Annotated in this window: 17 protein-coding genes; 11 read left to right on the top strand and 6 right to left on the bottom strand. The window is 59.6% G+C overall.

Going from position 1 to position 18,987, the window contains the following annotated elements; all coding sequences use genetic code 11:
* The first annotated feature begins 84 nt into the window (after positions 1-84).
* The 3 genes from AC1DHT_RS01205 to AC1DHT_RS01195 all read left to right on the top strand — a co-directional run bounded on the left by AC1DHT_RS01205 (position 85) and on the right by AC1DHT_RS01195 (position 2,651).
* Positions 85-1,680, top strand: coding sequence for a GMC family oxidoreductase (locus AC1DHT_RS01205; RefSeq protein ID WP_429538876.1), 1,596 nt, complete (start codon positions 85-87; stop codon positions 1,678-1,680).
* A 115-nt stretch (positions 1,681-1,795) separates the two neighbouring features.
* A complete protein-coding gene (gene coaD / locus AC1DHT_RS01200) occupies positions 1,796-2,275 on the top strand; it encodes a pantetheine-phosphate adenylyltransferase (protein ID WP_008019993.1) in 480 nt (159 codons plus the stop codon).
* A gap of 124 nt (positions 2,276-2,399) precedes the next feature.
* Positions 2,400-2,651: a YfhL family 4Fe-4S dicluster ferredoxin gene (locus AC1DHT_RS01195; protein WP_019694109.1), complete on the top strand. Its 252-nt coding sequence runs from the start codon at positions 2,400-2,402 to the stop codon at positions 2,649-2,651.
* A 159-nt stretch (positions 2,652-2,810) separates the two neighbouring features.
* On the opposite strand, the gene AC1DHT_RS01190 is transcribed toward AC1DHT_RS01195, so the two are convergent.
* The 3 genes from AC1DHT_RS01190 to AC1DHT_RS01180 are packed head-to-tail and all read right to left on the bottom strand — an operon-like array spanning position 2,811 to position 4,848.
* Positions 2,811-3,134, bottom strand: a complete 324-nt coding sequence (locus tag AC1DHT_RS01190; RefSeq protein WP_427543946.1) for a multidrug transporter — start codon at positions 3,132-3,134, stop codon at positions 2,811-2,813.
* A gap of 54 nt (positions 3,135-3,188) precedes the next feature.
* On the bottom strand, positions 3,189-4,001 hold the full coding sequence (mutM, locus tag AC1DHT_RS01185) for a bifunctional DNA-formamidopyrimidine glycosylase/DNA-(apurinic or apyrimidinic site) lyase (protein WP_054594486.1): 813 nt from the start codon (positions 3,999-4,001) through the stop codon (positions 3,189-3,191).
* Positions 4,002-4,032: 31 nt separating this feature from the next.
* Complete coding sequence (locus AC1DHT_RS01180) at positions 4,033-4,848, bottom strand: HDOD domain-containing protein (RefSeq protein WP_427546244.1); 816 nt, start codon at positions 4,846-4,848, stop codon at positions 4,033-4,035.
* Positions 4,849-5,049: 201 nt separating this feature from the next.
* On the opposite strand from AC1DHT_RS01180, the gene AC1DHT_RS01175 reads away from it, so the two are divergent.
* The 5 genes from AC1DHT_RS01175 to ilvD all read left to right on the top strand — a co-directional run bounded on the left by AC1DHT_RS01175 (position 5,050) and on the right by ilvD (position 12,051).
* Positions 5,050-6,246 (top strand): class I SAM-dependent rRNA methyltransferase, encoded by a 1,197-nt coding sequence (locus AC1DHT_RS01175; protein WP_427531873.1) that lies wholly within the window; start codon positions 5,050-5,052, stop codon positions 6,244-6,246.
* 450 nt (positions 6,247-6,696) lie between these two features.
* The gene (locus AC1DHT_RS01170) at positions 6,697-7,791 is read left to right on the top strand and encodes a SagB family peptide dehydrogenase (RefSeq protein ID WP_427546238.1); all 1,095 of its coding nucleotides are present in this window, start codon (positions 6,697-6,699) and stop codon (positions 7,789-7,791) included.
* Positions 7,772-8,749 carry a diiron oxygenase gene (locus AC1DHT_RS01165; RefSeq protein ID WP_427531869.1) on the top strand — a complete coding sequence of 326 codons (978 nt, stop codon included), beginning with the start codon at positions 7,772-7,774 and terminating at the stop codon, positions 8,747-8,749. Before AC1DHT_RS01170 ends, AC1DHT_RS01165 begins: the two co-directional genes overlap by 20 nt.
* Complete coding sequence (locus tag AC1DHT_RS01160) at positions 8,742-9,950, top strand: MFS transporter (protein WP_427546237.1); 1,209 nt, start codon at positions 8,742-8,744, stop codon at positions 9,948-9,950. Before AC1DHT_RS01165 ends, AC1DHT_RS01160 begins: the two co-directional genes overlap by 8 nt.
* 259 nt (positions 9,951-10,209) lie before the next feature.
* The gene (gene ilvD, locus AC1DHT_RS01155) at positions 10,210-12,051 is read left to right on the top strand and encodes a dihydroxy-acid dehydratase (RefSeq protein ID WP_427546235.1); all 1,842 of its coding nucleotides are present in this window, start codon (positions 10,210-10,212) and stop codon (positions 12,049-12,051) included.
* A 216-nt stretch (positions 12,052-12,267) separates the two neighbouring features.
* Here ilvD and AC1DHT_RS01150 read toward each other — a convergent pair whose 3' ends face one another.
* Positions 12,268-13,323, bottom strand: coding sequence for an HAD family hydrolase (locus AC1DHT_RS01150; protein WP_427546233.1), 1,056 nt, complete (start codon positions 13,321-13,323; stop codon positions 12,268-12,270).
* A 240-nt stretch (positions 13,324-13,563) separates the two neighbouring features.
* On the opposite strand from AC1DHT_RS01150, the gene AC1DHT_RS01145 reads away from it, so the two are divergent.
* Entirely contained in the window at positions 13,564-14,955 is a 1,392-nt protein-coding gene (locus tag AC1DHT_RS01145; RefSeq protein WP_427546231.1) for an L-cystine transporter, read from the top strand.
* A gap of 115 nt (positions 14,956-15,070) precedes the next feature.
* On the opposite strand, the gene AC1DHT_RS01140 is transcribed toward AC1DHT_RS01145, so the two are convergent.
* Positions 15,071-15,583, bottom strand: coding sequence for a dihydrofolate reductase (locus AC1DHT_RS01140; protein ID WP_427546229.1), 513 nt, complete (start codon positions 15,581-15,583; stop codon positions 15,071-15,073).
* Positions 15,584-15,679: 96 nt separating this feature from the next.
* Here AC1DHT_RS01140 and AC1DHT_RS01135 point away from each other — a divergent pair, with 96 nt between their 5' ends.
* Positions 15,680-17,059: a DUF2868 domain-containing protein gene (locus AC1DHT_RS01135; protein WP_427546227.1), complete on the top strand. Its 1,380-nt coding sequence runs from the start codon at positions 15,680-15,682 to the stop codon at positions 17,057-17,059.
* The gene (locus AC1DHT_RS01130; protein WP_427546225.1) at positions 17,052-18,428 is read left to right on the top strand and encodes a GTPase/DUF3482 domain-containing protein; all 1,377 of its coding nucleotides are present in this window, start codon (positions 17,052-17,054) and stop codon (positions 18,426-18,428) included. The genes AC1DHT_RS01135 and AC1DHT_RS01130 overlap by 8 nt, the downstream gene beginning before the upstream one ends.
* Before the next feature lie 26 nt (positions 18,429-18,454).
* On the opposite strand, the gene AC1DHT_RS01125 is transcribed toward AC1DHT_RS01130, so the two are convergent.
* Complete coding sequence (locus AC1DHT_RS01125; RefSeq protein ID WP_427546223.1) at positions 18,455-18,910, bottom strand: hypothetical protein; 456 nt, start codon at positions 18,908-18,910, stop codon at positions 18,455-18,457.
* Positions 18,911-18,987 lie beyond the last annotated feature (77 nt).

Raw genomic sequence — 18,987 nt, 5'->3', positions numbered from 1 at the left:
GGGAGCAGCCGGGCGGCGTTCCGTTTGCTCGCGAAGGCGCCAGCCGCATCACCACCGAATCCAAAACAATAAGAGAGCCCAAAGATGCCCGTACCCGATCCGTTCCGCGAAGGCCTGGCCCGTGGCTGGAAAACCTACAACGGCTCGCAACTGGCCAATGATCTGACACTCGAAGCCGACATCGCGATCATCGGCAGTGGCGCTGGCGGCGGCACCACCGCCGAAATCCTCAGCGCTGCCGGCTACAAAGTGCTGTTGATCGAAGAAGGCCCGCTGAAGACCAGCAGCGACTTCAAGATGCTCGAAGACCAGGCCTATTCCAGCCTTTATCAGGAAGGCATCGGCCGCATGAGCAAGGATGGCGCGATCACCATCCTGCAAGGCCGCGCAGTCGGTGGCACGACGCTGGTCAATTGGACCTCAAGCTTTCGCACCCCCGAACCAACCCTCGAACACTGGGCCAGGGAACACGACGTCAAGGGCCACAGCCCGGCGGAAATGGCGCCCTGGTTCGAAAAAATGGAGCAGCGCCTTGGCGTCGCCCCATGGCTGGTGCCGCCCAACGCGAACAACGACGTGATAAAAAAAGGTTGCGAACAGCTCGGCTACAGCTGGCACGTGATCCCGCGCAACGTGCGCGGTTGCTGGAACCTCGGCTATTGCGGCATGGGCTGCCCGACCAACGCCAAGCAATCGATGATGGTCACCACCATCCCCGCGACCCTGGAAAAAGGCGGTGAGCTGCTCTATCTGGCCCGTGTCGAACACCTGCTGATCAAGGACGACAAAGTCACCGGCCTGCGCTGCGTGGCAATGGATGAGCGCTGCGTGGCGCCGACCGGGCGCAGCATCACCGTCAAGGCGCGACATTACGTGCTGGCCGGCGGCGGCATCAACAGCCCGGCGCTGTTGCTGCGTTCCAAAGCCCCGGATCCCCATGAACGGCTTGGCAAGCGGACCTTTCTGCACCTGGTGAACATGTCCGCCGGGCTGTTCGACGAGGTGATCAACCCGTTCTACGGCGCGCCGCAGTCGATTTACTCCGACCACTTTCAATGGCAGGACGGCACCACCGGCAAAATGTCCTACAAGCTGGAAGTGCCGCCACTACACCCTGCGCTGGCGGCGACCTTGCTCGGTGGCTTTGGTGAAGAGAACGCTCGCCACATGCAGCAATTGCCGCACACCCACGCGATGCTGGCCCTGCTGCGTGACGGTTTTCACCCGGACAGCCCTGGCGGCAGTGTCGAATTGCGCGGCGATGGCTCACCAGTGCTCGACTATCAGGTCTCAGCCTATGCCTGGGACGGGATACGTCGAGCGTTTCATAGCATGGCCGAGATTCAGTTCGCCGGCGGTGCCAACGCGGTCATGCCGATGCACGTCGATGCGCGCTACGTGAAAACCCTCGCTGAAGCACGCGCGCTGATCGACGGCCTGAGTCTCGAGCTGTACCGCACACGACTGGGCAGTGCTCATGTGATGGGTGGATGTGCCATGGGTGAAGACCCGAAAAATGCCGTCACCGACAGTCTCGGCCGTCATCATCAACTGAGTAATCTGTCGATCCATGATGGCTCGCTGTTCCCCACCAGCATTGGCGCCAACCCGCAATTGTCGGTCTATGGGCTGACCGCGCAACTGGCGACAGCGTTGGCCATCCGTTTAAAAAACCCATGAAAAAACCCATAATTCGCATCGTCTATAGTGCTTTCTTACCCCAAAGGCGACTTGGCCGACCGGGAAGGCTGCGATACCATCCGACTCCCCAACGGACTCCCGCCAGGACGACGCGATGAACCGAGTGTTGTACCCAGGTACCTTCGACCCTATTACCAAGGGCCATGGCGATCTGGTCGAACGCGCCTCGCGCCTGTTCGATCATGTGATCATCGCCGTCGCCGCCAGCCCGAAGAAAAACCCGCTATTTCCCCTGGAACAGCGTGTGGAGCTGGCCCGCGAGGTCACTAAACATCTGCCGAACGTCGAAGTCGTCGGCTTTTCGACGCTGCTGGCGCACTTTGCCAAAGAGCAGAACGCCAACGTGTTCCTGCGTGGCCTGCGCGCGGTATCGGACTTCGAATACGAATTCCAGCTGGCCAACATGAACCGCCAATTGGCCCCGGACGTGGAAAGCCTGTTTCTTACCCCGTCCGAGCGTTATTCGTTTATTTCTTCGACGCTGGTCCGTGAAATTGCTGCCCTGGGCGGCGATATCACCAAGTTCGTCCACCCTGTCGTGGCCGACGCGCTGACCCTGCGCTTCAAGAAGTAAGCGCTGCCGCAAACTGCAATCTCTTGCAGTCCATCGCGCCTGCGTGCACTGCGGGCGCCGATGCGGCACAATTGTACGCATCAGTTTTCAGATGCCTGGGCAAACTACCCTGGCAGGAGTCCCAATGTCCCTGATCATCACCGACGATTGCATCAACTGCGACGTCTGCGAACCCGAGTGCCCGAACGCCGCCATCTCCCAGGGCGAAGAGATCTATGTGATCGACCCGAACCTCTGCACCCAGTGCGTCGGCCACTACGACGAACCACAGTGCCAGCAGGTTTGCCCGGTGGATTGCATTCCGCTGGACGAAGCGCATCCAGAAACTCAAGAGCAGTTGATGGAGAAGTACCGCAAGCTTACCGGCAAGGCTTGAATCTGGTGTTTTTGTAGCGTTTGTCCAGGCCTCTTCGCGAGCAGGCTCGCTCCCACATTGGATCTGCTGTGTGTACACAATTTGTGCCCAAAGCAAATCTAATGTGGGAGCGAGCCTGCTCGCGAAGAGGCCATCAGCCACACCGATGATCCAGCTGATTCAGTTCTGCTGCTCAAACCCCTCCCCGACACACCCCAGGCAACGGACGAACGCCGCTTTCGCCGGATCGACCACCAGCGCCTGCCCGGCATCACCTACCCCGCCGCCCAGCGCGGTAAACGGCAAGGACACGATAAACACCCCCGCACCAATCACCGTCGCCGCCACCAGCAACGGACGGGCGATCAGCAGATCGCCGATCATCGCGTAGGCCGGTGGGTTGTGGATGCTGTAATTGGGGTCGCCACTGCCGCCGTCGGACGCCTGGGCAGATAAGCCGATGCTCAACAGCAGCGCGGCAGCAAGGGTTCGAATCGATGTCATGGCACGGTCCTTCGGCTAGGCAGTCAGACCACTAACTATAGACCGTAGGAATTCTCAGCTCTGACAACGCGGGCAAAAGACGCTGGCGCGCTGCCCGAGGCGAACTTCCCGCAGTTCGCTACCACAGACCTTGCACTGCTCACCGCCACGACCGTACACGAACAGCTCTTGCTGGAAATAGCCCGGCTGGCCGTCACCGCCAATGAAGTCGCGAAGCGTGGTGCCGCCGCGTTCGATCGCGGCGGCCAGAATGCGTTTGATCTCGATTGCCAGCTTCAGATAGCGCGCCCGGGAAATCCCCTTGGCCTCGCGGCGCGGGTCGATCCCGGCAGCAAAGAGTGCTTCGGTCGCATAAATGTTGCCGACCCCGACCACCACGGCGTTGTCCATGATGAACGGCTTGACCGCCATCGAACGCCCGCGTGACAGCTGGAACAGCCGCTCGCCATCGAACAGATCAGTCAGCGGCTCCGGCCCCAGACGAACCAGCAATTCGTGATTCAGCGGATCAAGGCTCCAGAGCATCGCCCCAAAACGCCGCGGGTCGGTGTATCGCAGCGCCAGGCCGGACTCGAGTTCGATGTCCACATGCTCGTGCTTGAGCGCCGGCAAGCCGACTTCCACCAGACGCAGATTTCCCGACATGCCCAAATGGCTGATCAACGTGCCGACCTCGGCGTTGATCAGCAAATACTTGGCGCGTCGCTCCACCAACACGATGCGCTGCCCGGACAGCCGCACATCGAGGTCCTCGGGGATCGGCCAGCGCAGACGCCGATCACGCACAATCACGCGGCTGACGCGCTGCCCTTCAAGGAACGGGGCAATACCGCGACGGGTGGTTTCGACTTCTGGCAGTTCAGGCATGGTGTTCCCGGATCAGCTGAAAAACCGACACTCAATGATGAGCGCCGAGCTCGCGAATCGTCTGTTTGAGGTTTTCGAAGTCGTAGTCCGAGAGGCCGACATAATCGAGCACCAGCGGCCCGATGCTATCCCACTCGTGGTCTTCGGTCTGATTACCCAACACCCGATACGACGCGCAAATGTGTTCGGCCATCTTCAGGATCGCCAGCAAGTTTTTCAACTGGCTGTTACGGGATGATTCATCGCTGAAAATCGCCAGCGCATTGTGGTGATTGGCGATGGCGTCGGTCACATGCTCCGGCAGACGCCAGGACTTCGCAGTGTAGTAACCGACCACCGCGTGGTTGGTATTGAGCACACGGTTCTCGGTATCCACCACCCGGCACTCGGCGTTGGCACTGGCGTAGGCTTCTTCCAGCACCGACATATAGCTGGGGAAGCGCTTGAGCATCAACGGCACGCCACAATCGTGGAACAGGCCTAAAGCATAAGCCTCGTCCACCGCTTGCGAACCAATGCGCTTGGCCAGGCTCAGGCTGGTCATCGCCACGTCTTGGGCGGTGTCCCAGAATCGGTTCAAGGTGACGATGGTGTCGTCATTCATCTCGCCCTTGATCGACTGTGCGTTGATCAGGTTGATGACCGAACGACTGCCCAGCAGGTTCACCGCGCGCTGGATCGAGGCGATCTTGTTGCTCAGCCCGTAATAGGGCGAATTGACGATCTTCAACAAGGCGCCAGAGAGGCCCGGGTCCTGGGAGATCAACTTCGCGATCACTTCCAGGTCCGGGTCCGGCATGTACTGCTCCATCTGCAAATCCACCATGATTTGCGGCTGAGGCGGCACGCTGATGCCTTGCAGGGCCTGTTGAATCTGTTCGGAAGATAGCTCTTGGGACATACGTACTCACTCTGGGCCAAGGGGCGATTCTAGCGGAAAAAATCCGCCACATGGGCGATCTGTCCGACGCAACGCCCAGAAACAACCGCGCTGCGCCTCCCATCTAGCGCTATAATCCCGCTCTTTTTTTTCACCTGGAGCGACGTCATGTCCCTGCCAAGCTTGCGCCTCAAAGCCAACGCCGACCGTCGCCTGCGCGCCGGTCACCTGTGGGTCTACAGTAACGAAATCGACGTAGCCGCCACCCCACTGCACGGCTTCAAGGCTGGCGATCAAGCGATTCTCGAAGCTGCCGGCGGCAAGCCGCTGGGCATCGTCGCCATGAGCCCGAACAACCTGATCTGCGCTCGCCTGCTGTCGCGCGACATCAAGTTGCCGCTCGACAAGTCGCTGCTGGTGCACCGCCTCAACGTTGCGCTGTCCCTGCGCGAGCGCCTGTTCGACAAGCCGTTCTACCGCCTGGTCTACGGCGACTCCGACCTGCTGCCGGGCCTGGTGGTCGACCGTTTCGGCGACATCCTGGTGGTGCAGATCGCTTCGGCGACCATGGAAGCTCATAAAGACGACGTGATCGCTGCGCTGACCCAAGTGCTCAAGCCAAGCGGCATTCTGTTCAAGAATGACTCTGCGGCCCGTGACGCCGAAGGCCTCAACCGCTACGTCGAAACCGTCTTCGGCCTGGTGCCTGAGTGGGTTGCCCTGGAAGAGAACGGCGTTAAGTTCGAAGCGCCAGTCATTCAGGGACAGAAAACCGGCTGGTTCTACGACCACCGCATGAACCGCGCGCGCCTGGCACCCTATGCCAAAGGTAAACGTGTGCTGGACCTGTACAGCTACATCGGCGGCTGGGGCGTGCAAGCTGCCGCTTTCGGTGCCAGTGAAGTGTTCTGCGTCGACGCGTCGACCTTTGCCCTCGATGGTGTCGAGCGTAACGCCGCACTGAACGGTTTCGCCGACAAAATGACCTGCATTGAAGGCGACGTGTTCGAAGCCCTGAAAGAGCTGAAAGCCAACGAAGAACGATTCGACGTCATCGTGGCCGACCCGCCAGCCTTCATCAAACGCAAGAAAGACATGAAGAATGGCGAAGGCGCCTACCGTCGCCTGAACGAGCAAGCCATGCGTCTGCTCAACAAGGACGGCATCCTGGTCAGCGCTTCGTGCTCGATGCACCTGCCGGAAGACGATCTGCAGAACATCCTGCTGACCAGCGCCCGTCACCTGGACCGCAACATCCAGCTGCTGGAACGTGGCGGTCAGGGGCCGGATCACCCGGTGCACCCGGCCATCGCTGAAACCCGCTACATCAAGAGCATCACCTGCCGCCTGCTGCCTAACAGCTGAGTTCGCTGGCTTGGCGGGGAGCCCACCGGCTCCCCGTCATGGCTCCCCCCTGACGAACTTTCACCCTATTCAAAACATAACTTTCTTACTCTTATCGCCCTATCAATTTGCAGGACGTTTCCGCGCACCTGCCAACCCAGTGAATAGAACTTACAATCAGCTCTAACCTGTGGGATCACTCCCACAAAATTACTGGAACACTCCTACCAAATTCTCCCTTGCTGAAAGTTCAATACAACCTATTCTCTAAATGTCACCAAGCAGGTGGCACCCATTACGAGCTGCATAACTACAGGGAGTTACAAAAATGAAAGCTATTAATATGGAAGCTGCAAAAATCGCTAACCTGGCTTTTCTGGTTGCCCCAAAAGCCCGTTAAGTGATTGAGACGCTGGGGAGTGCCGGCACCCCAGCGCCCTCTCTGACCACCTTCAGAGTATTCCAGCCACCATGCATATAAACCCATATTTATTCATGCTCGCACGCCCTCCCCATTTAATAATCTGGAATTACAAGAACCACACTCAATTCGAGTTAAACCTGGAATATTCGACTCGCCTCATACAACTTATTGAAGACCCCGGGCAATTCTGCAGCAACAACTTAATCGATAGCGATCTTCTTAATACCCACCTACTGACAACTGCAAAAGTGGACACCATGAAATGGGGATGGGATGAACTTTCAAAAATCTTCCACACCGGAACAAAAAACATTCCCTGTGAACAGACGCCCTACGACATTCATGAATGGTCAAAACAGTATCTGGACCATTGCAACGAAGTACTGGCCACGCCATCGCCAACGGAGATGCGCGCGCAATACCCGACAGACGACCTGATTGTCCTGCCGCCCCCTTCCAGCTCACCGGCCAGCTCTCTGGTCAAGTCATTGTTCAGCAGGAAAACCTGTCGCGCCTTCAATGAAGATGCTGTCTCGCTGAGCGACGTCAGCACGCTGCTGTACCTGTCCCTCGGTTATCTGAAAGAACGTGAAAACGATAGCGACGACGCCATTCCTGAAGGCCTCGGAGCCAGACGCAGCAGCCCTTCCGGTGGAGGGCTGAATGCCTGTGAAGGGTTCGTCTATGTCCGTAATGTCAGTCAGTTGAAGCCTGGACTCTACTGCTACCACAGCGATCGGCATGCACTGAGCCTGGTGAAGCCCTTGCCTGAAGAGCCGCTCGGTCAACTGCTGTGCGGCCAGCACTTCATCAACAACTTGCCATTTGGATTGTTCATCACGTCGCGCTTCGACGCGCTGTGGTGGAAATATGAACACTCGCGAGCCTACCGAATGGCCTATGTCGAAGCCGGCCACATCTCGCAAACCTTTCAGTTGATCGCCACCTCCCTGGGGCTGAACACCTGGTTGACCGGGGCCCTCACAGACGATCGGGTCGAAGCACTGCTGGGGCTGCAAGACAGCGCCGAACAACCTTTGTTTTTTGTCGGCTGCGGACACGGCGACGGACAAGCGCTGTGCGTGGAACTGAAAGCCCTGATCAACTGCCAGGAAACCGATGATGCCCATTGCGATCAATGAACCAGACTCCCTGCCAGTCTCGCCGATCCGCAGGTTTACCCTGGGTGACTGGAACAACAACGCATCGGTGCGCAGCAGCCAGAACGCTTACCTGCTGCCTCCTGAACTTGAGCGCGAACTGGAAACCAGAGACTGGTTCCCCCCGGCCTTCCTGCCTTATCTGAAACACCCGTTGCTTGAGGAAGCCGGACAAGCAATCCGCCATCGGCTGGCCGCGAACCATCTGGTGTACTTCCTCGACTACACCACCGCGCTCGAACATCGGGTCGTCAATCGTGCGGTCGAGACCATCGTGCATGGCGAACTCAACGCCGTAATCCCCGTGCGGATGAAAACCGCAGCCCTTCAGCTCTATACCGACGAGGGTTATCACGCGTTGTTTTCCAACCTGGTGGCCGAGCAGGTCGCAGACCTCTACAGGATCAAAAATCGCCGCACGATGCCGCGACGAATACACCGTTTAAAAGCCTTGGTCGACAAAGCCCGCAATAAATACAAGACCCTTGCATGGTTCCTGATCGGGTTTGTCTCGGAAACGATCATCGCCAAAGAGTTGCTCGACATTACCCGCGACAGCCTGGTTTCCACTGTCCACGAAATGCTCACTGACCACTTGGTAGACGAGGCCCGGCACAGCCGATATTTCTGCGAAGTATTCAACTACCTGTGGCTGACGATGGACAGCGGCCAACAAACGTTTGCAGGGAAATTTCTACTGGAGGTCATCGGGGCTTTTTTTGAGGTCGATGAACAATGGCTGAGTGAAGGCCTACGCAGCGTCGGTCTGCCCACGGCGTCCATAGTCGACATTCTCAGCGATGTTTCTGGTGAACAAGCGGGTATTCAGCGCGCCCGCTCTGGAGCATCAGTCACGCTACGGGCGATGAAAAAATCCGGTTTCTTTGCTCTGCCCTATAACCAGCAACTCTTCATCAGGGCGGGGCTGATCGATGCCTGAAGTGACGGCGGCAATGGGGGAAAAAAAACGCAGAGGGGCCATCGGCCTGTTGATGGCGATGACCCTGCTCGGAGTATTTCCGATCGACGTTCTATTGCCATCGTTTCCTGCGCTATCGGAACATTTTCGGACAGTGCCAGCAGACATCGCGCTGTCCATCAGCCTGTTCGCCATCGGCATTGCTTTCTCCCAACTGCTGATCGGGCCACTTTCGGACATCATTGGCCGCAAGGGTCTGCTGCTGTCAGGCATGGCTGTTTCAATGCTCGGTGCCGTCGGCTGTGTGCTGTCCACCGAGTACGTCTACTTTCTGTTGTTCCGCGTCGTCCAGGCTCTGGGTTGTGGCTGTTTCGTGCTGTCCCAGGCGCTGGTGCAAGACCTGTTCGAAGGCCAGGAACGTGACCGCTTGCGGATACTGATGGTCACCGCTACCGGCATTTTCATTTCCGTCTCGCCGCTGGCCGGAACCTTTCTGCAAGAGCTGATGGATTGGCCAGGCAGTTTTCTGGTGTTTACCGCCTTGGCCGCAGCCGTATTCTTGAAGGCATGCTTCTTTCTGGAAAGCTTGCCCAGCAAGAGCCTGGGGCCACAAGCGAATATCTTCCAGGCCTACCGCCGGGTCTGTAGTAACTTCGACTTTATCGCCTGGTGGCTCATTTCAGCCTTTGCATTCGCCTGTCACTTTTCCTTTATCGTCATCTCGCCACTGATCTTCATGGAGCAGTTGCAAATGTCAGCCTACGAGTTCGCGCTGACCTTGCTGGCTTATGGTGCGGCATACGTTATCGGCGGCATTCTTGCGGCACTGGCAGGCAGACGAATCAATCCCAACATCCAGATCATCACCGGGCTTTGTCTGATCCTGTTGTCAGGTCTGGTGATGCTCTATTTGTCGAATCAATGGGGTCTGTCGACCTTGGCTGTACTGGTCCCGATGATCATCTGCACCGCCGGGACCACCATCGCCCGCCCCGCTGCCACGTCCAGAGCCATGAACATTTTTACCGACAACGCCGGTACTTCGGCGTCGGCCGGAAGCATGCTGATCTTCATTGTCGGTGGCTTGATCAGCGTGGTGATCAACCTGACCACCAGCAACCTGCAAACGTCCTTGTCGCTGTGTTTCATAGTGTTGAGTATTGCCGGACTGACCTTGAACGCCCTGACCGAAAGACGCCAGCCCGGGCTAATTCCCGACTGACAGCCCGCCAGTCGTCACTCATCACGCTTCACAAGCCCTGCTTCAACGTTTCCCGCCATTCCTTCCTGACGCCAGCGGTGTAGAATCGAACGATTCATCGCCAGTCATCCCCCGGCGGGTTTATGAGCTCAGGCTGAGGCGCGCGGCGATCCCGCAAAGTCATCGGCAACTTTCGGACACACGGCCATTTCTGAGTGTTCCCGAGGTCAATAGAAGCTCACTCCCCTTTTGATACCTGCTTAGCCGCCCGGAGTGCTCCATGCCTGATTACCGTTCGAAAACATCCACCCATGGCCGCAACATGGCCGGCGCCCGCGCACTGTGGCGCGCCACGGGGATGAAAGATGACGACTTCAAAAAGCCGATCATCGCCATTGCCAACTCGTTCACCCAATTCGTACCGGGCCACGTCCACCTCAAGGACCTCGGCCAACTGGTCGCCCGCGAGATCGAACGTGCTGGCGGCGTCGCCAAGGAATTCAACACCATCGCGGTCGATGACGGCATCGCCATGGGCCATGACGGCATGCTGTATTCGCTGCCGAGCCGCGAGATCATCGCCGACTCCGTCGAGTACATGGTCAACGCCCACTGCGCCGACGCTATTGTGTGCATCTCCAACTGCGACAAGATCACCCCTGGCATGCTGATGGCCGCCCTGCGCCTGAACATTCCGGTGATCTTCGTCTCCGGTGGCCCGATGGAAGCCGGCAAGACCAAACTCGCCAGCCACGGCCTCGACCTGGTCGACGCCATGGTCATCGCCGCCGACTCCAGCGCTTCTGACGAGAAAGTCGCCGAGTACGAGCGCAGCGCCTGCCCGACCTGCGGTTCGTGCTCCGGCATGTTCACCGCCAACTCGATGAACTGCCTGACCGAAGCCCTCGGTCTGGCATTGCCGGGCAACGGTTCGACACTGGCCACCCACAGCGACCGTGAACAGCTGTTCCTGCAAGCCGGCCGTACCATCGTCGAACTGTGCAAACGCTACTACGGCGAGAACGACGAGTCGGTGTTGCCGCGCAACATCGCCAACTTCAAGGCGTTCGAAAACGCCATGACGCTGGACATCGCCATGGGCGGCTCGACCAACACCATCCTGCACTTGCTGGCCGCTGCCCAGGAAGCCGAGATCGATTTCGACTTGCGCGACATCGACCGTCTTTCGCGCCACGTTCCGCAACTGTGCAAAGTCGCGCCGAACATCCAGAAGTACCACATGGAAGACGTGCACCGCGCCGGCGGGATCTTCAGCATCCTCGGCTCCCTGGCCCGTGGCGGCTTGCTGCACACCGACCTGCCGACCGTGCACAGCAAGACCATGGCGGAAGGTATCGCCAAGTGGGACATCACCCAGACCAATGACGAAGCGGTGCACCACTTCTTCAAGGCCGGTCCGGCAGGCATCCCGACCCAAACCGCGTTCAGCCAGTCGACCCGTTGGGAAACCCTCGACGACGACCGTGAAAACGGCTGCATCCGCAGTGTCGAGCACGCCTACTCAAAAGAAGGCGGCCTGGCCGTGCTGTACGGCAACATCGCCCTCGACGGCTGCGTGGTGAAAACCGCTGGCGTCGATGAGTCGATCCACGTCTTCGAAGGTAACGCGAAGATCTTCGAAAGCCAGGACAGCGCCGTACGCGGCATCCTTGCCGATGAAGTGAAAGAAGGCGATATCGTCATCATTCGCTACGAAGGTCCGAAAGGCGGCCCGGGCATGCAGGAAATGCTCTACCCGACGTCCTACCTGAAATCCAAGGGCCTGGGCAAAGCCTGCGCCTTGCTCACCGACGGCCGCTTCTCCGGCGGCACCTCGGGCCTGTCCATCGGCCACGCTTCGCCAGAAGCCGCTGCCGGCGGTGCAATCGGTCTGGTACGGGACGGCGACAAGGTGCTGATCGACATTCCGAACCGCTCGATCAACCTGTTGGTCAGCGACGAAGAGTTGGCTGCGCGCCGCGTCGAGCAAGACAAGAAAGGCTGGAAACCGGTTGAAGTGCGCCCACGTAAAGTGACCACCGCACTGAAAGCCTATGCCTTGCTGGCCACCAGTGCCGACAAGGGCGCTGTGCGTAACAAAGCGATGCTCGACGGGCTGTAATGCTTAACCGTTGAACACAAAAATGCCCCGCCAAGTGCGGGGCATTTTTATGTGATCAACTCGGTCAACTGTGGGAGCGGGCTTGCTCGCGAAGAGGCCGTCACATTCACTAATGATGTTGAATGACAGACCGCTTTCGCGAGCAAGCGAACGTCGCCCGGCCCTTCTCACATTGGATCTATGGCGCTTGTGAGTGTGTGTTTAGCCACGCCCCGGTTACTGAATATCTTCCGGCTTGACGATCACCCAGTTCTTGTCCGCTGTCACGGCCAGACCTTCTTTGGCCTGGGCGGCAGCGTGTTTGGCCATCATGCCGTTGAGTTGGGTCATGTATTTGTCCTTGCGATTGACCCACAAGTGCACGCCGCCCTTGGCCACGTCGACGCTGTGGAACAGCATGTAGCCGTCACTGGACGGGGTGTCGCCGCCCACCAGCACCGGTTTTTTCCACTCGTCGATGTAGGTCAGGATCGCCGCTTGCTTGCCGGCCATCCACGTCGCTGGCGTCCACAAATACGGAGTCAACTCCAGGCCCAGGTTGGCCTTCTCGTCATACTTGCCGGCGCTGATCTGCTTGCGTGCGGTGGTCAGCTCGCCGGTCTTGCGGTCCTTGAGCAGCGTACTCACGCCGATCACGTTTTGCGGTTTGACGTTGTAACCGTACTTCGGATCAGCCGCGACCATGCGCACCAGCTCTTCGGAAGCTGCGGTCATCACGTAGACCTCAATGCCGTTCTCCATCAGCTTGTTGTACAGCTCGGCCTGGCCGGTGTAGACCTTCGGCGGCTGGACGTCGATGTTCTTCACCACATCGCCGTCGTAATAGGTGCTCGGCACCGGTTTACCGGAGGCCATCATCTCATCGACGTAGCCTTTGAGTTCCTTGAGGGTGAACCCCGAGAACACCTGAGCGACCCATGGGTAGCAGACCATGTCGTCGACTTCACAGAGGCGATAGTAGTAACTGAACAGGCTTTCCTTGTGGTCGGCGGTGTCCTTGAACGGCATCAGCTTCAGGGAAGGATCAAGGGTCTCGCGGGTGATCAGGCCCTTGTTCTCCATGAACGGCAACAACGACTCTTCAAGGTCGTAGCGGTAACTGGTGTTGTCCATGTCGAACACCGCAAAGTTACCCTTGTTGGCGTTGGCCGCGATCATCGCGTCCAGCTGCTTGGCCTGGGCCTCGGGCCAGTGCTTGAGTTCGGTGGCAAACGCCTGACCGGCAAGACCCAGGCACAGTGCGACGGCTAACAGTTTCGGTACGAACTTCATGTGCATCTCTCCCTGAATGAAAGCCATCGACGCTAACAAATCAGTGTGACAGTCCTCGTCTGCGCACGACCGTTTGCGTTCAGAACCCGTCACTGGCATTCGCGACAGCGTCACGGCCTTATTCCAAAAACGACGGTCGCCATGCGTTTTTGATATTAATTCTTTAGATATCAAGCTGTTAGGCTTGCCGGTTCGCAATCGCCCTGGAACGCGATTGGCACAAGTCTTTTTGGAGTCTCAATGAATCTGCCGCTGATCCTCAATCTGCTGGTGTTCCTCGCCTTGCTGTTTGGCCTGGCACAAACCCGTCACACCACCTGGAGCCTGGCGAAAAAAGTCCTGGTCGCTCTGGTGTTGGGCGTGGTGTTCGGTGTTGCGCTGCACACTGTTTACGGCGCCGGTAGCCCGGTGCTGAAGGCCTCGATCGGCTGGTTCGATCTGGTCGGCAACGGTTATGTGCAGTTGCTGCAAATGATCGTGATCCCGCTGGTATTCGCCTCGATCCTCAGCGCCGTCGCCCGTCTGCACAATGCCTCTTCGCTGGGCAAGATCAGCTTCCTGACCATCGGCACCCTGCTGTTCACCACCGCCATTGCGGCGCTGATCGGCATTGGCCTGACCAACCTGTTCGGCCTGACGGCTGAAGGCCTGGTCGCCGGCACCCAGGAAATGGCTCGCCTGCAAACCATCCAGACCGACTACGCGGGTAAGGTTGCCGACCTGAATGTCCCGCAGTTGCTGTTGTCGTTCATCCCGCAGAACCCGTTTGCCGATCTGGCCCGAGCCAAGCCGACCTCGATCATCAGCGTGGTGATCTTCGCTGCATTCCTTGGGGTCGCGGCGCTGCAACTGCTCAAGGATGACGTCGAAAAAGGTCAGAAAGTGCTCAACGCCATCGACACCCTGCAAGCCTGGGTAATGCGTCTGGTGCGTCTGGTGATGAAACTGACCCCGTACGGCGTATTGGCGCTGATGACCAAAGTGGTCGCCGGTTCCAACCTGCAAGACATCATCAAGCTCGGCAGTTTCGTGGTGGTGTCGTACATCGGCCTGGGCCTGATGTTCGTGGTTCACGGCCTGCTGGTGTCGCTGGCCGGGATCAACCCGCTGCGCTTCTTCCGCAAGGTCTGGCCGGTGCTGACCTTCGCCTTCACCAGCCGCTCCAGCGCCGCGAGCATTCCGCTGAGTATCGAAGCGCAAACCCGCCGCCTGGGCATTCCACAATCGATCGCCAGCTTCGCCGCCTCGTTCGGCGCGACCATCGGCCAGAACGGCTGTGCCGGTCTTTACCCTGCGATGTTGGCGGTCATGGTGGCGCCGACCGTGGGCATCAACCCGCTGGACCCGCTGTGGATCGCGACCTTGGTAGCGATTGTGACCTTGAGTTCGGCAGGGGTTGCCGGTGTCGGTGGCGGCGCAACCTTCGCTGCGCTGATCGTACTGCCGGCCATGGGCTTGCCGGTGTCACTGGTGGCGCTGCTGATCTCGGTTGAACCGCTGATCGACATGGGCCGCACGGCATTGAACGTCAGTGGTTCGATGACTGCCGGTGCGATTACCAGCCAGATCATGCAGCAGACTGACAAAGCGCTGCTGGATGCGGATGAGCATGAGGAGTTGGCGCAGGCTTAAGCTGCGTCTGACAGACCGCTATCGCGAGCAGGCTCGCTCCCACAGTGGGCAAGGTGAAACACATAGTGTGTGAACACCAACAACCCTTGTGGGAGCGAGCCTGCTCGCGATGCTTTTAAGCTTTTTCCCAAACCTCGAAGCTGTACGCCGGCTTATCGCCCTCCGCCGGATTCGGAACATTCGACACCAGTTTCCACTGGTTCGAATCAAACTCCGGAAACCACGCATCGCCCTCGGGGCTCAGCGCCACGCGGGTCAGGTACAGCCGATCGGCCTGTGCCAGGCCTTGCGCATACAGCTGCGCGCCGCCAATCAGCATCAGCTCATCGACGCCCTGCGCCAGCGCCCATTCCTGCGCCCGAATCACTGCGGCTTCCAGCGACGGATAGACTTCCGCGCCTTCAAGTTGCAGGTCGGTCTGACGGCTGACCACGATGTTCAGCCGGCCGGGCAGCGGGCGACCGAGCGAATCCCAGGTCTTGCGACCCATGATGATCGGCTTGCCCAGTGTGGTGGCCTTGAAGTATTTGAAATCCCCCGGCAAGTGCCAGGGCATGCTGTTGTCGACGCCAATCACGCGATTTTCACCGAGGGCAGCGATCAAACTGAGAGGAAGTGTTTTTTTCATGCGGGCGAGGATACCAGAGGCTCACTATCTCGCAACGTACCCCGACCAGCGTAACAGCGGTTATGCTCAGCGTTCATTTGAGCGACGGGATGCCGCGTGACTGAACTGACCACACTGCAAACACTTTGGCTGACCGAAACCGTCCGCCTGCGCGAGGAACACGCAGGCCCGCTGGAAGATCAGGAAGCCAACCGTCTGGCCCGCAGCGCGGGCGGCGACCTGCCGACCCGCATCGAGGCCCGCGCCCTGTGGCTGGCCGAACGCGATGGCTTGACCGGCGCGCTGCGCCATTGGCTGCAAGGGGCACGATTGGCGCTGATCATTCTGGCCGTATTGGCGATCGTCAGCGGTGCCGGGCTGGCATTTGCCGCATTGAACGACGGCCAGACACCAGTCAACGTGTTCTGGGCCCTCGGCAGTCTGCTGGGGTTGAACCTGATTCTGCTGCTGAGCTGGGCATCGGGCCTGATTTTCGCTGGCGATTACAGCGCCACCCTCGGGCGCTTGTGGTTGTGGCTCAGCGAAAAACTCGCCCGCGACGCCAAAGCCGCGCAACTGGCGCCGGCCCTGCTGCTGTTGCTGCAGCGGCAGAAACTCAATCGCTGGGCGCTCGGCATGCTGGTCAACGGCTTGTGGCTGCTGGCAATGCTCAGCGCCCTGGCGATTCTGCTGACGCTGATGGCCACCCGGCGCTACGGTTTCGTCTGGGAAACCACGATTCTCAGCGGCGACACGTTCGTGGTCATGACCCAGGCCCTTGGTGCGCTACCGGCACTGCTCGGCTTCAGCGTGCCGACCGTGGAAATGATCCGCGCCAGCGGCGACACCGCGTTGAACATCGAAAGCGCCCGGCAAGCCTGGGCCGCATGGCTGGTGGGCGTGTTGCTGGTGTACGGCGTATTTCCACGCCTGCTGCTCGCGCTATTCTGCCTGTGGCGCTGGACTACCGGCCGTGCGGCGTTGCATCTGGACCTGAACCTGCCCGGCTACGCGCCGTTGCGCGAACAACTGATGCCGAGCAGCGAACGCCTCGGCGTCAACGATCTCGCGCCCGAGCGCCTGCATCAGGTCGAAGGCGGTACCAATGCGCTGGACAGCGACGGCGCGTTGCTGGTGGCCATCGAACTCGACGACCAGCGCCCATGGCCGCCGCAACTGCCGAAGAACGTCAAAAACGCAGGCATCCTCGACAGCCGCGAATCCCGACAAAAGTTGCTGGAACAGCTGACCCGTTTCCCGCCGGAACGCTTGGCCATTGCCTGCGACCCTCGGCGCTCACCGGATCGCGGCAGCCTGGCGCTGATCGCCGAACTCGCTCGCAGCGCCAGCGCGACCCGGATCTGGCTGCTGCAAGCGCCGCCTGGTCAGGCACTCGACGCCGAACGCCTCGGCGACTGGCACACCGCGCTGCAACAGTTGGCGTTGCCGTTCGCTGACTGTGCTCCGATGAACTGGCTGGAGTCGGGTCATGACTGATTCTGCAAAGAAGCCGCTGAAGCTCGCTGTGGTCGGCCACACCAACGTCGGCAAAACCTCGTTGCTGCGCACCCTGACCCGCGACGTCGGTTTCGGCGAAGTCTCCCATCGCCCGAGCACCACCCGGCATGTCGAGGGCGCCCGGCTGTCGGTGGACGGCGAGGCCTTGCTCGAGCTCTATGACACGCCGGGGCTGGAAGACGCTATCGCCCTGCTTGATTACCTGGAACGGTTGGAACGTCCCGGCGAACGCCTCGACGGCCCGGCGCGGCTGGCGCGTTTCCTCGACGGCAGCGAGGCGCGTCAACGTTTCGAGCAGGAAGCCAAGGTGTTGCGGCAACTGCTGGCGTCCGACGCCGGCCTCTATGTGATCGACGCCCGCGAACCGGTGTTGGCCAAGTACCGCGATGAACTCGAAGTGCTGGCCAGTTGCGGCAAACCGCTACTGCCGGTGCTGAATTTCGTCAGCAGCGCCAACCACCGCGAGCCGGATTGGCGCGACGCCCTGGCCCGTTTGGGGCTGCATGCGCTGGTGCGTTTCGACAGCGTGGCGCCGCCCGAAGATGGCGAGCGCCGGCTTTATGAAAGCCTCGCGCTGTTGATGGAAAGCGCACGCGGTCAGCTTGAGCGATTGATCGTCGACCAACAGGTCCAACGCGCGGCGCGCCAGCAAAGTGCGGCACGCTTGATTGCCGAATTGCTGATCGATTGCGCCGCTTGTCGGCGCAGCGTGGTCAGCGATGCCGCACAGGAACAGCAGGCCATCGGCGAACTGCGCAAAGCCGTTCGTCAACGTGAACAACGCTGCGTCGAAGCGCTGCTCAAGTTGTACGCCTTCCGCCCACAGGACGCTGCCACCAGCGACTTGCCGCTGCTGGATGGCCGCTGGGGCGATGACTTGTTCAACCCCGAAACCCTCAAGCAACTGGGCGTACGCGTCGGCAGCGGGATCGCCGCAGGCGCGGCGGCCGGTGCCGGCGTGGATCTGCTGGTAGGCGGCCTGACCCTCGGTGCCGCAGCGCTGGCCGGGGCGATTGCCGGTGGCGCCCTGCAAACGGCGCGCGGCTATGGCAGCCGCTTGCTGGGTAAAATCAAAGGCCAGCGTGAGCTGACCGTTGACGACAGCGTGCTGCGTTTGCTGGCATTGCGTCAGCGGCAACTGGTGCAGGCCATGAACCTGCGCGGACACGCGGCGATGGACAGCATCCAGGTCGCCACACCGCAGGACAAGAGCTGGCGCGAAGGCAAACTGCCGGAGGCACTGACCAAGGCGCGCGCCCATCCGCAATGGTCCGCTCTCAATCCTCATGCAAGGTTGAGCCAGGCGGAACGGCAGGAGCAGGTAGAGGTGTTGGCTCAGCAACTGTAGCAACTGATCATTGCCCCGCAGTGCCGTCAGCCTGCGTTGATTTTCAGAAACTCAATGGCCAGCGCCTTCACTCGACGTCGGTCGTTCCGGTCAGCACGACCGTCATTGTCCACATCCGAGCTCAGGATCAATTCGAAACTCCCGTCATTATCCTGGTCAAGCGCTGATGCCTTGTACGCAATCGTGCTCCCGGTCGAGCGCAGCGTTCCGTCATGAAAATGCAGCCGCACAGTTTCCGGTGTTCCATTGCCGACGAGGTTTTGCGCAAATATCTGCAAGTACCGCTCCGAACCATCCCCGGCATTGAACCACCCAAGCTTCAAATAGGTCCTGGCAAATTTCGCCAGCGGGTGACGCCCAGAGTCCGTAGCAGTAACAATCGCCTCCCTTATCAGGCGTTCATCTTCATAGAACCGGAAATGAACAGTATCTGCCTCGCCCTTCCTGCCACGGTCCTGGGCGGTTGCTTTTAAATAGAACACGAGCATTCCTTGCACAGTAAAGAGCCTGGAACACTAACCAGCCGAGCAGACCGTCTCTACGGCATCAGGCCGTTGCG

The sequence above is a fragment of the Pseudomonas sp. 05N432 genome, from assembly GCF_056396945.1.
Note: the sequence above shows the minus strand (reverse complement) of the source record. Positions and strands in the feature narration are given on the sequence as shown.